13 protein-coding genes are annotated in these 12,313 nt (G+C 71.1%); 11 read left to right on the top strand and 2 right to left on the bottom strand.

What is annotated here, in order from left to right; translation table 11 throughout:
- Positions 1-5 precede the first annotated feature (5 nt).
- From ACZ6CL_RS19405 to ACZ6CL_RS19355, 11 genes are all read left to right on the top strand, one after another.
- Positions 6-887, top strand: a complete 882-nt coding sequence (locus tag ACZ6CL_RS19405; protein WP_468937338.1) for a transketolase — start codon at positions 6-8, stop codon at positions 885-887.
- Positions 884-1,855, top strand: coding sequence for a transketolase family protein (locus ACZ6CL_RS19400; protein ID WP_468937337.1), 972 nt, complete (start codon positions 884-886; stop codon positions 1,853-1,855). The genes ACZ6CL_RS19405 and ACZ6CL_RS19400 overlap by 4 nt, the downstream gene beginning before the upstream one ends.
- A complete protein-coding gene (locus ACZ6CL_RS19395) occupies positions 1,842-3,437 on the top strand; it encodes an FGGY family carbohydrate kinase (protein ID WP_468937336.1) in 1,596 nt (531 codons plus the stop codon). The genes ACZ6CL_RS19400 and ACZ6CL_RS19395 overlap by 14 nt, the downstream gene beginning before the upstream one ends.
- A complete protein-coding gene (locus ACZ6CL_RS19390) occupies positions 3,434-4,222 on the top strand; it encodes an SDR family oxidoreductase (RefSeq protein ID WP_468937335.1) in 789 nt (262 codons plus the stop codon). The genes ACZ6CL_RS19395 and ACZ6CL_RS19390 overlap by 4 nt, the downstream gene beginning before the upstream one ends.
- Positions 4,223-4,256: 34 nt before the next feature.
- Positions 4,257-5,282 (top strand): ABC transporter permease, encoded by a 1,026-nt coding sequence (locus tag ACZ6CL_RS19385; protein WP_468937334.1) that lies wholly within the window; start codon positions 4,257-4,259, stop codon positions 5,280-5,282.
- Between the two features lie 81 nt (positions 5,283-5,363).
- Positions 5,364-6,341, top strand: coding sequence for a substrate-binding domain-containing protein (locus ACZ6CL_RS19380; RefSeq protein ID WP_468937333.1), 978 nt, complete (start codon positions 5,364-5,366; stop codon positions 6,339-6,341).
- A 43-nt stretch (positions 6,342-6,384) separates the two neighbouring features.
- Complete coding sequence (locus ACZ6CL_RS19375; RefSeq protein WP_468937332.1) at positions 6,385-7,890, top strand: sugar ABC transporter ATP-binding protein; 1,506 nt, start codon at positions 6,385-6,387, stop codon at positions 7,888-7,890.
- Positions 7,891-7,927: 37 nt separating this feature from the next.
- On the top strand, positions 7,928-8,929 hold the full coding sequence (locus ACZ6CL_RS19370; RefSeq protein WP_468937331.1) for a sugar-binding transcriptional regulator: 1,002 nt from the start codon (positions 7,928-7,930) through the stop codon (positions 8,927-8,929).
- Between the two features lie 35 nt (positions 8,930-8,964).
- Positions 8,965-9,732: an SDR family oxidoreductase gene (locus ACZ6CL_RS19365; protein WP_468937330.1), complete on the top strand. Its 768-nt coding sequence runs from the start codon at positions 8,965-8,967 to the stop codon at positions 9,730-9,732.
- On the top strand, positions 9,692-9,862 hold the full coding sequence (locus tag ACZ6CL_RS19360; RefSeq protein WP_468937329.1) for a hypothetical protein: 171 nt from the start codon (positions 9,692-9,694) through the stop codon (positions 9,860-9,862). The genes ACZ6CL_RS19365 and ACZ6CL_RS19360 overlap by 41 nt, the downstream gene beginning before the upstream one ends.
- A 264-nt stretch (positions 9,863-10,126) precedes the next feature.
- Positions 10,127-10,387 (top strand): hypothetical protein, encoded by a 261-nt coding sequence (locus tag ACZ6CL_RS19355; RefSeq protein WP_468937328.1) that lies wholly within the window; start codon positions 10,127-10,129, stop codon positions 10,385-10,387.
- Between the two features lie 157 nt (positions 10,388-10,544).
- On the opposite strand, the gene ACZ6CL_RS19350 is transcribed toward ACZ6CL_RS19355, so the two are convergent.
- Positions 10,545-11,348, bottom strand: a complete 804-nt coding sequence (locus tag ACZ6CL_RS19350) for a sugar phosphate isomerase/epimerase family protein (protein WP_468937327.1) — start codon at positions 11,346-11,348, stop codon at positions 10,545-10,547.
- A 44-nt stretch (positions 11,349-11,392) separates the two neighbouring features.
- On the bottom strand, positions 11,393-12,313 hold the full coding sequence (locus tag ACZ6CL_RS19345; RefSeq protein WP_468937326.1) for a sugar phosphate isomerase/epimerase family protein: 921 nt from the start codon (positions 12,311-12,313) through the stop codon (positions 11,393-11,395).

Below are 12,313 nucleotides of genomic sequence, written 5' to 3'. Positions count from 1 at the left end.
TTCAGATGCTCAGCACAGACCCAGCCGGCGCCGAACGGTTCCGGGCGCGCCGTCACCGCATCGCCACCGAAGACCCGGACACCCAGGTAAACGAGCTCCAGCAGCTGGCCGCCGAAGTGCGCCGGACCGTGGTGCACATGATCGACAAGGCACAACTCGGCCATATCGGCGGCGATCTGTCGGTGACCGACATCCTCGTCACCCTCTTCGGGCGGGTGCTCGATGTGGACCCCGCTCGGCCCCACGGACCCGACCGCGACCGGTTCATCCTCAGCAAGGGGCACTGCGCCGCCTCCCTGTACGCCACGCTCGCCCACTGCGGCTACTTCCCGATATCCGAGCTGTCCACGTTCATGGCACCGCTCTCCGCGCTCAACGGCCACCCGAACCGGACCAAGGTCCCGGGGGTCGAGACGAACACCGGACCGCTGGGCCACGGCTTCCCCGTCGCGGTCGGCTGCGCCCTGGCCGCCAGGCTCTCGGGCCGCTCGTACCGCACGTACGTCGTCCTCGGTGACGGCGAGTTGCAGGAGGGCAGCAACTGGGAGGCGGCCATGACCGCCGCCCACTACGACCTCGGCTCCCTCACCGCGATCGTCGACCGCAACCGCCTCCAGCAGGGCGCCCGCACCGAGGAGACCAAGCGCCTGGAGCCGCTGGCGGAGAAGTGGACCAGCTTCGGCTGGGAGGCGCGTGAGGTGGACGGGCATGACCATGCGGAGCTGCTGTCCGCGCTGCGCCCCTCCCCCACCGGCCGGCCGGTCGCGGTCATCGCGCGGACCGTCAAGGGAAAGGGCGTGTCGTTCATCGAGGACCGGGTCGAGTGGCACCACAAGGTGCCCGACACCGGACAGGTGCGCACCGCGCTTGAGGAGCTGAACCGATGACCGCCGGACTCATACCCGACAACGCCGCCCAGACCTACGACTGCCGCAAGGCCTTCGCCGAGGAACTGATCGCCCTGGCCGCCGAGGACCCGCGCGTCGTCGCCGTCTGCAACGACTCGGTGGGATCGAGCAACCTGGTGCGCTTCCGGGAGCTGTACCCCGACCGCCTGATCAACGTCGGCATCGCCGAGCAGGACCTCGTCGGCGTCGGGGCCGGGCTGGCCAACGGCGGGCTCATCCCCTTCGTGAGCGCGGCGGGCCCATTCCTCACCGGCCGGGCCACCGAGCAGATCAAGACCGACGCCGCCTACAACGGGCTGCCCGTCATCCTGTGCGGCCAGAGCCCCGGCATGGCGTACGGGGAACTGGGGCCGACGCACCACTCGATCGAGGACCTGTCGTGGATGCGGGCCATCGCGGACCTCGCCGTCGCGGTCCCGGCCGACCCGGCCCAGACGCGCGCCGCCGTACGCTGGGCTGCCGCCCACGACGGTCCGGTCTATCTGCGCATCCCACGGTTCAAGATCCCCGCCGTCACCCCGGAGGACGCGCCGTTCCGCCCCGGGCGCTCGCTCCAGCTGACCGACGGGGACGACATCACGGTGATGGCCGTCGGCACGATGGTCTCCCGGGCGCTCACCGCCGCCGAGGCGCTGCGCACCGAGGGCATCGGCCTCCGGGTGCTGAACATGACCTTCGTCGAGCCGATGGACGTCGACGCGGTACTGCGCGCCGCCCGCGAGACCCGCGGCATCGTCACCGCCGAGGAGGCGACCACCACGGGCGGGCTCGGCGCGGCCGTGGCCAGCCTCGTCGCCCAGAACCGCCCGGTGCCCATGCGGATCCTGGGGGTGCCCCGGAGGTTCGCCCCCACCGGCAGCGCCTCCTTCCTGCTGGAACACTTCGGCCTGACCGCCGACGGCATCGCCGTCGCCGTCCGGGAGCTGCTGTCCCATGAGTACCGCTGAACCGCTCGTCCTCGCCATCGACCAGGGCACCAGCGCGACCAAGGCGATCCTGGTCGACCGGCGCGGAGACATCGTCGCCCGCGGCTCCGTCCCGCTGGACCTGTCCACCCCCGCCCCGGGCTGGGTCGAACAGTCGGCGAAGGAGATCTGGGCGGGCTGCGGGCGGGCCGTCGCCGCTTGCCTCGACGGCCAGGACGCCTCGCGCGTCGCCGCCATCGGCCTGAGCACCCAGCGCGAATCGCTGCTGCTGTGGGACCGGGCGACCGGGGAACCGCTGAGTCCGCTGGTGAGCTGGCTGGACAAGCGCACCGCGGGCGATCCGGCGCTGCTGCGGGCCGTACCCAGCGCCGAGTTGGTCCGCGAGGTCAGCGGGCTGCCGCTGGACCCGATGTTCTCGGCCCCCAAGGCCGCCTGGCTGCTGGACCGTTACGACCCCGACCGCCGCCGCAGTCGCGCGGGCGAATTGTGCCTGGGCACGGTCGACTCCTGGCTGTTGTTCAAGCTCGGCGGCGCGCACCTCATCGAGGTCGGCAACGCGGCGCGCACCCAGCTGCTCGATGTGCGCCGATGCGCCTGGGACCGGCGGCTGACCCGGATCTTCGACGTACCGCCGGAGGTCCTGCCCGAGGTCGTACCGTCGCAGGGCCCTTTCCCCAGCACCCGCGGACTGGCTCCGCTGGCCGACGGGGTGCCGGTCACCGCGGTGCTCGGTGACTCCCACGCGGCGCTGTTCGCCCACGCGGGCTGGGCGCCAGGGACGGTCAAGGCGACATACGGGACCGGGTCGTCGGTGATGGCCGTGGTCCCCTCCGCGGCCCGGGTCTCCTCCGGGCTGTGCCTGACCGTCGCCTGGCAGACCGGCGGCAACCCGACCTGGGCGGTGGAGGGGAACGTACGCTCCACCGGCGCCACGGTGAACTGGCTGGCAGGCGTGCTCGGCCGCGGCCCCGCCGAGCTGGCGGAGCTGGCCGCCGACAGCGCCGAAGGCGTGGTCGTCGTCCCCGCCTTCGGCGGGCTGGGCGCTCCCTGGTGGGACGAGAACGCGGTGGGGCTGATCAGCGGTCTCACCCTGGGCACCCACGCCGGGCATCTCGCGCGGGCCGCGCTGGAGTCGATCGCGTTCCAAGTCGAGGACGTGGTGGCGGCGGTCGAGCGGGAGACCGGCCCCGTCACCCGGCTGCTCGCGGACGGCGGGCCGACCGGCAACCCGGTGCTGATGCGGCTCCAGGCCGACACCAGCGGGCGGGTCGTCGAACGCGCCCTGGCACGCGACCTGTCGGCGCTGGGCGCCGCCCACCTCGCGGGGCTGACCCGCGGCGTGTGGGACCGGGCCGCCCTGGAACGGCTGGACCGTCCCCGAGAGAGCTACGCGCCCCACGGCGACGAGGCCACCCGGGCCCGGAGGGTCGCGCACTGGCACACGGCGGTACGGCGCGCCCGCCTCCAGGCCGCCATCGATGCCGCCACCGATGAGGGCAACCGGTCCGGCGGCGAGGACGGCCACACCCCACCACCCCCGCCGCGGACCACCGCCGCACCGCACCGCACCCCCGAACCCTCGGCCGTCAAAGGAGCGTCATGACAGCGCGATACGCGGGACAGGGCGTCCTGGTCACCGGGGCCGCGCGCGGCATCGGCCTGGGCATCGCCGCCCGGTTCGCGGGCGAGGGCGCGAATGTGCTGCTGGTGGACGCGGCCGACTCCGTCGAGGACACGGCCCGGGAGCTGGCCGCCGACAGCGGTACCCATACCCTCGGCGTCCGGGCGGACGTCACCTCCCCCGAGGACGTGGCCGGTGCCTTCGCCCTCGCCGAGTCCACCTGGGGGCGGCTCGACGTCCTGGTCAACAACGCGGGCGTCATCACCATCAGCAGGCTCGAGGACCTGACCCACGACGACTGGAACAAGGTCCTCGCCGTCAACACCACCGGAACCTTCCTGTGCGCCCAGGCCGCCGCGGCCGCCATGCGGCGGCACGGACGCGGCGGGCGCATCCTCAACGCGGCCTCGGGACAGGCGCGGCAGGGGTTCGTCTACACACCGCACTACGCGGCCAGCAAGTTCGGGGTGGTCGGCCTCACCCAGTCCCTGGCCAAGGAGCTCGCCGGGGACCGGATCACGGTCAACGCCTACTGCCCCGGGATCGTCGGCAGCGAGATGTGGGACTACAACGACCGCGCGTGGGGCCGGCTGCTCGGCGACTACGCGCCCGGGGAACTGATGGCCGAGTGGATCGCGGGCATCCCGCTCGGGCGCGCCGGCACCCATGACGACATCGCCAACCTGCTGCTCTTCCTCGCCTCGTCGGAGGCGGAGTACATCACCGGCCAGACGATCAACGTCGACGGCGGGATGTTCATGAACTAGCTCCGACGACGTCGGAGACCACTCGGAGGTTTCGATGAGCACGACCGGCAACGCCGCCGCAACGGCCGTTGACACACCACCACCTTCCCCGGACGCCCGCCGCCCCCGGCTGCCGTCCTGGGCGACGGGCATCCTCACCGGATCGCGCGGTCCCGCCCTCGGCCTGCTCGCCATGTGCGTCGTCTTCTTCATCGCGACGCCGTACTTCCTCACCCAGAGCAATCTGCTCAACATCGTCGACCAGACCGCCGTCCTCGGTCTGCTCGCGCTCGGCATGACCGCGGTCATCGTGATGGGCGGCATCGACCTGTCCGTCGGCGCCGTGCTGGCCCTCGCGACCATGGTGGTCGGCTGGCTCTCGCACGACCAGGGCTGGCCGCTGTGGCTGAGCGCGGTGGTCGCGGTCGGTGTCGCGGGCGGGTGCGGGCTCGCCAACGGCCTGGGCATCACCTACACCAAGCTGCCGCCGTTCATCGCCACGCTGGCCATGATGTCGATCGCCCGCGGCCTGGCCAACGTCATCACCGACGGCCAGCAGATCGTCGGGTTCCCCGACTGGTTCGACAACCTGTCCACCACGCGGTACGTCGGCATCTTCACCGCGTGCACCGCCGTGCTCGCCGCGCTGTACGTGGCGGGGTGGGCGTACATGCGCTACCGGAGCGGGGGCCGTGCCCTGTACGCGATCGGCGGCAGCGCCGAGGTCGCCCGGCTCGCCGGAATCGACGTCAAGAAGCGGACCGTGCTGGTCTACACCGTGACCGGTCTGCTGGCGGGCGTGGCCGGGATCTTCCTGACCATGCGCCTGGACTCCTCCCAGCCGAGCGCGGGCACCGGCTACGAACTCGACACCATCGCCGCCGTGGTGATCGGCGGGGCCAGCCTCAGCGGCGGGGTCGGTTCGATCACCGGGACCCTGTTCGGCGTGCTGATCATCGGGGTCCTGCGCAACGGCCTCAACCTGCTGGGGGTCTCGCCGTTCATCCAGCAGATCGTCATCGGACTGGTGATCGCGCTGGCCGTCATGCTCGATGTGCTCCGCCGTCGCGAGACGCGCTGACCGCACCCCGCGGTACCCCCTTCTCCCCTCCTCCTCTTCTCCTCCTCTTTCCCCCGGGCACAAGCCAAGGAGTTGGTTCCCATGAAGACACGAGTGACGACACGCGCCGTCATCGCCACCGGGATCGCGGTCACGATGGTGGCCGGCGCCACCGCCTGCGGACGCGGCGGCAACGGTGCGAAGACCGCCGACGGCAAGCAGATCACCATCGGGCTGGCCGTGGCCAACCTCCAGGCCGACTTCTTCAACCAGATCAAGCAGTCCGTGACCGCCGAGGCGAAGAAGAAGGGCATCAAGGTCATCGTCTCCGACGCACATGGCGACGCGGCCACCCAGGTCAACCAGATCCAGGACTTCATCAGCCGTCAGGTGAGCGCCATCGTCTACATCCCGGCGGGCGCGACAGCGGCCGGTGTCCCCGTGAAGGCGGCCAACCGCGCCAAGATCCCGGTGGTCACCGTGGACCGCAACCCACCCGGCGAGCCCGGCAAGTCGTTCATCGCCAGCGACAGCGTCGCGGCCGCACGGACACTGGGCGACTACGTGGCCAAGGAGTCCGGTGGCAAGGGACAGCTCGCCATCCTCCAGGGCCAGATCGGCACCACCCCGCAGGTGGACCGGCAGAAGGGCTTCGGTCAGGCGCTCAAGAAGGCACCCGGCATCAAGGTGGTGTCCCAGCAGCCCGCCGACTGGGCACAGGACAAGGCGTACTCCGTCGCCCAGGACATGCTTCAGGCCCACCCCGGCATCGACATCCTGTGGGGCCAGGCCGACGCGATGGCGCTCGGCGCCGCCCAGGCCGTCAAGGCGTCCGGCTCGCACAAGAAGCACCTGATCGTCGGCTTCGACGGTGACGTCGCCGGGCTCAAGGCGGTCCGCCGGGGCACCATCGACGCCACCATGGTGCAGCAGACGCGCAAGATGGGCCGGATGTCGGTGAACACCGCCGTGGACATCATCAAGGGCAAGAAGGTCCCGGCCGAACAGCTTCAGCCCGCTTTCCTCCTGACCAGCAAGGACAAGAAGAAGGCCACCCAGTTCATCAACACCCACCCGTAAACGACGGCAGACGACGCATGGACGGCAGGGCGGAGACGCGACGATGACGAACGTCAGTCGGCACCCGGCGGCGGAGCCCACCCCGGGCCTGGTCGTACAGGGGATATCCAAGCGGTTCGGGGTCACCCAGGCACTCGACCGGTTCGACCTGGAGGTGCGCCCCGGTGAAGTGGTGGCGCTGCTCGGCGAGAACGGCGCGGGCAAGTCCACCGTGTCCAACGTCATCGCGGGCACCTTCCCCTCCGACACCGGCGAGATGACCTGGCAGGGGCGGCCGTACGATCCCAAGTCCCCCGGAGACGCCATCAACCACGGCATCGGCCTCATCCACCAGGAGATGCGCCTGCTGCCGGACCTGTCCGTGGCCGAGAACGTGTTCCTGGGCCGGCTGTTGCGCCGGGGCGGGCGGATCGACCGCGGCGAGATGAACCGGCGGGCCCGGGAACAGCTGCGGCGGCTGGGCCTCGACATCTCCCCCACCCGCCTGGTGCGCACCCTGCGGGTGGCCGAGCAGCAGCAGGTCGAGATCGCCAAGGCGCTGACCCTGAACGCGCGCCTGCTGATCCTCGACGAGCCCACGGCCGCCCTCGGCGGTGAGGAGACCGATCACCTCTTCGAGCGGATCGACGCCCTCCGCGGCGAGGGCATGTCGTTCGTCTATGTGAGCCACCGGCTGGAGGAGATCGCCCGCATCTGTGACCGCGTCGTGGTGATGCGCGACGGACAGCTCGTCGCCACCCACGACACCGCGCAGGTGCCGGTGGTCCAGCTGGTGGAGGAGATGGTCGGGCGCAGCATCGAGCGCATCTTCCCCGACACCGGAACCGCCCGCCCCCGGGAAGTGCTCCAGGTGCGGAACCTGACCGGCCCCTCGTTCCAGGACGTGTCGTTCAGCGTCCACGAAGGCGAGGTCCTCGGCATCGCCGGCATCGTGGGGGCGGGCCGTACCGAACTGGTGCGGGCCGTCGCGGGCGTCGATCCGGTGACCGGGGGCACGGTGGCCGTCGAGGGCCGGGCCTTGAGGCTGCGCGGGCCCAAGGACGCCATCGCGGCGGGTGTGGTGCTGGTGCCCGAGGACCGCAAGGGCCAGGGCGCCGTCCTGGACCTGTCGATCGGCGACAACGTGGCCCTGCCCAACCTCGACCGCATCTCCCGCCGCGGCTGGCTGAGCCCGCGCCGGGTGGCGGCGGTCGCGGGTGAGGCGATCAGCCTGATGACCGTCAAGGGGCGGGCCGGGCAGCCGGTGCGGACGCTCTCCGGCGGCAACCAGCAGAAGGTCGTCATCGCCAAGTGGCTGGAGCGCAAGCCCAAGGTCGTCATCCTGGACGAGCCGACCCGCGGCATCGACGTCGGTGCGCGCGCCGCGATCTACGAGGTGATCGCGGACCTGGCCCGGTCCGGCATGGCCGTCGTGGTGGTCAGCTCCGACCTCGACGAGGTCCTGGGCCTGTCCCACCGGGTGCTCGTCCTCAGCCGGGGGCGGCAGCGGGGCGTCCTTCCGGCGGCCGAGGCGACCGACGCCGCGGTCATGCGCCTGGCCACGGCATGATGCCGTTATGAATCACCGCCACAGGACCGGCACCCCCATGACCCGCACCACGCGCATGGCGACCAGCGACGAGCAGTTGCGGCTGATGACCCGGATCGCCCGGCTCTACCACGAGCAGGGGATGCGGCAGCCGCGTATCGCCGAGGAACTGCACATCTCCCAGGCGCGCGTTTCCAGGCTGCTCACCCAGGCCGCCAAACTCGGGATCGTGCGCACCATCGTGGTGCCGCCCGAGGGGGTCTTCGCCGAGCTGGAGGAGGAGATCGCGGCGCGGTACGGGCTGCGTGACGTGGTGGTCGTCGATGTCGAGGGCGAGGCCGACTCCGTCATCCCGGCGCTCGGCGCGGCGGCCGCGGTCTATCTGGAGACCACGCTCATGGAGGGCGACCGGCTGGGCATCTCGTCGTGGAGCGCCACCCTGCTCGCGGCGGTCGAGGCCATGCGGTCCCGGCCGGGCGGGCGGTTCCTGGAGGAGGTCGTCCAGCTGATGGGCGGGGTGGGCGATCCGCAGGTTCAGGTCCAGGCGACCCGGCTGATGGGGCGACTCGCCGAGCTGACCGGTGCGGAACCGGTCTTCATGTCGGCCCCGGGGCTGGTTGCCGACGCCACCGTCCGGGACGCCATACTCGCCGACCCGAAGGTGAGCAGCGTGGCCGCGGCGTGGAAGAACCTCACCATCGCCATCGTGGGCATCGGCAGCCTCGAACCCTCACCGCTGCTGCGCCGCAGCGGCAACATCTTCTCCGACGACGACCAGCAACAGCTGCGCGGGCTCGGCGCGGTGGGCGACATCTGCCTGCACTTCTTCGACGAGGACGGCACCTTGCTCGACACCGAGCTGAACGACCGCGTCATCGGCATCACCCCCGACGTCTACCGCGCCGTGCCGCGCCGCGTCGCGGTGGCCGGCGGCGACCGCAAGTACGCGGCGATACGGGCCGCGGTGCTGGGCGGCTGGGTCGATGTCCTGATCACCGACCTGGGCGTGGCCCGCCGGCTGGCGGGCCGCCCCGACCGAACGGAACGACAAGCGCCGTAGCGGCGGCGGCCGCACCGACCCATCGAGGAGTCCTCATGCCCGTCCCCTCCTTCCGCCTCGACGACAGCGTGGCCCTGGTGACCGGAGCCGGCAGCGGCATCGGCCGGCGGCTCGCCATCGGGCTCGCCGAGACGGGAGCCGACGTCGGATGCCTGGACCTGCCGGGCAGCGATCTGGCCGGTACGGTCACGGCGATCGAGGACGTGGGGCGGCGCGCGGTCGCCCTCCCCGCCGACGTGACCCGGGCGGAGGACCTGACGGAAGCGGTGACCGTGGCCGAACGCGCCCTGGGCCCCCTCCGGCTCGCGGTCAACGCCGCGGGCATCGCCAACGCCGCCCCGGCCGAGGACATGCCGCTGGAGCAGTGGAGCCGGGTCGTGGACGTGAACCTCACCGGTGTGTTCCTCTCCTGCCAGGCCGAAGGCCGGGCGCTGCTGCGCAACGGTGGCGGTGCCATCGTGAACATCGCCTCGATGTCGGGCACCATCGCCAACCGGGGACTGACCCAGGCCCACTACAACGCGTCCAAGGCGGCCGTGATGCACCTGACGAAGAGCCTGGCCACGGAATGGTGCGGCCGCGGCGTCCGGGTCAACAGCGTGAGCCCCGGCTATACGGCCACGCCGATGAACCTGCGCCCCGAAGTGGCCGAACGTGTCGCCCAGTTCGAGGCGGACACCCCGCTCGGCCGCATGGCGACGGTGGACGAGATGGTGGGCCCGACCGTGTTCCTGCTGAGCGACGCGGCAAGCTTCGTCACCGGTGCGGACCTGCTGGTGGACGGCGGGGTCACCTGCTGGTAGCAGGCTGGGCCGGGAGAGCTACGGCGAGGGCGACGACACCCTCTGGTACGACGACGTGGCCGTGGGCACCGCCCGCAACGGTGCACCTGAGCTGACACGCACGCATTTCCGGCCGTGCGCGCCGAAATAGCCCCCTCCACCCGGAAGGGGCTTTCGGCATTTCCGGATTGGCGCCAACAGCGGCTGCCCCGCTAGAATTTGGGCGACTCCAAGAAAAGGGGAAGCAGTGGCAGTTCGCTTTGTACAGGTACCGGAAACCGAGAAGAACGAGGAGGGCGTTCAGGAAACCATCACGTCGGTCGTCGTCAACGGACAGACGGTGGAAACACGAATCTACGGCCGTACGGTAATTCACTGCGACCTCGAACCCGATGTCATGTCGGATGTGCATTCGGTGGAAATTCTGGTTCCCACCTGGGCCGACGAGGAGTACGAGACCGGGGAGCAGAACGAGGACGGCAGCAACACCATCGCCGTACGGCCGGCCCTGAAGGCGGAGCGCCGGATCGTGGACCTGGGCCCGGATTCCCTGAAGGCCCTTCAGGAGGCACTTCAGCCCTTCACGACGGTGTCCAGGCCGGCGGAGTCGCCCACCGCCAAGAAGCGTGGCCGCCCCGCGAAGAAGGCGGCCCAGGCCTCGCCGAGCGCGAGCTGAATCGGAAGGCCCCAACCTCTCCGGCGAGATCGGGGACCTTCGAACCAAGGGATACTGTTCCCTGAACTCGATCTCCCCATTCCGAAGGCCCGAAGAGGCCTTCAATGGCGCGCGGCCCAAAACCCCGGCGTAATGGCCCGCAGGCCGCCTCGGGGATTCAGGACCAGCGCGACAGGCCCGACTCGGCCAGCCGGGCGGCGTTGCCCGCCAGCAGTTCGAACGGGTCGTGGTCGGTGATGTCGATCTCCGTCACGTGCCAGGCCAGGCCGGGGCCCGCGGCCCGGACGGCCGCCGGGGTGTCGACGTCGCCGGTGCCGATCGGGGTCTGCGGCTCGCCGCGTCGCGCGGGGCCGTCCTTGAGGTGGACGGACACGGCGCGGGCGCCGAGCCCGGTCAGCACCTCGGCGGGGTCGGCTCCGGCCACGGTCGCCCAGTAGACGTCGAGTTCGGCGAGGATCGCGTCGTCCGCCCGCGCCCAGAAGGCGTCGTAGCCGCTGCGTCCGTCGGGCAGCGTCACCCATTCGAAGTCGTGGTTGTGGTAGCCCAGCCGCAGCCCGGCGCCGGCCAGGGCCTCCCCGGCCGCATTGACGGCGTCCGCGAACGCCGCCAGCCGGCCGGGGTCGCCGAAGACGTCCGCGTCGAAGCCGCTCACGAGTCGGGGGTGCGGCACGAACACCGTGTCCGCGCCGATCTCCGCGCACTCCTCGGCCAGTGAGCCGATGTTGTCGGGCAGTCCGGCGTGGGTGGCCGAGACGCGCAGCCCCGCGGCGTCCAGGCCGCGCCGCAGGGCCTTGGCGGCCACCAGGCGTTCCGCGGCGCTCTTGGCCGCGGACCCGAGACCGAAGGGCTCGACATGGCGGAAGCCGATCTCCGCCAGCCGGGCCAGGGTGCGGTCCTGGTCCTCGGCGAGCGCGTCACGGACGCTGTACAACTGCACGGACAGCAGACCTCGCTGGTCCATGGTGTTTCCCCTCTCGTGTAGCTCGTGCGACTCGTGTGGCGTGCTCAGCCGATGACCAGCGGGCGCAGGGTGCGGTGGGCGATCCGCAGACCCTGGACGACCTTCTCGTCGGTTCCGCCCCAGACCGGGTCCTCGTGCTCGACGGAGAGCGTTCCGCTGAAGCCGTGCTCGTAGAGGCGGTCGACGACGCGCGCCCAGTCGACCTGACCGAGCCCCGGCACCCGGTAGCGCCACCAGCCGTTGTCCCACGGGTCGGGGCGGTCCACCGCCTTGCCGAAGAAGCCGTACCGGTCGATGTCGCCGCTACCCAGCTCGACGTCCTTGGCCTGGGCGTGCACGATGCGGTCGACGTAGGGCGCGATGGTCTTCACCGGGTCGATGCCGATCCAGGTGAGGTGCGAGGGGTCCCAGTTGAGGTAGAGGTCCAGCGAGAACATCCACTCCCACAGCTCCGGGGAGTAGGCCAGGTTGCCCGGATAGCCGTCGGGGTGCCAGCCCTCCATGACGCAGTTCTCGATGATGATCTTCACGCCGCGTTCGCCCGCGTAGTCGACCAGTTCGGGGAAGACGCGCTCGGCTTCCCTGAGATTGTCCGAGACGGGCTTGGTCCAGTCCCGGCCGATGAACGTGCCGACGTAGGGCACGCCGAGTGCCGCGGCCGCGTCCACCGCGTGCTTGAAGTGGGTACGGATCTCTGCCCGGCGCTCCGGGTCGGGGTGCAGCTGGTTCTCGTAGTAGGCGAGCGCGGACAGGTCGAGACCGTGCTTCGCGAACAGCGCGAGCGTCTCCTCCGCGCGCTCCGCCGAGAAGTCGGCGACCGGCAGATGGCTCGCCTCGAAGTCGCGGCCGCCGGTCCTCGGCCAGACGGCGACCTCCAGCGCCTCGTAGCCGTTGCCGCTCGCCCACTCCGCGATGCGCGGGAGGGACCAGCCGGGGAGACAGGCCGTCAGGAAGCCGAGTTTCAT

It is taken from the genome of Streptomyces sp. NPDC041200, assembly GCF_055591805.1.
The sequence above is the reverse complement of the archived record's forward strand: the minus strand, read 5'-3'. Positions and strand labels throughout refer to the sequence as shown.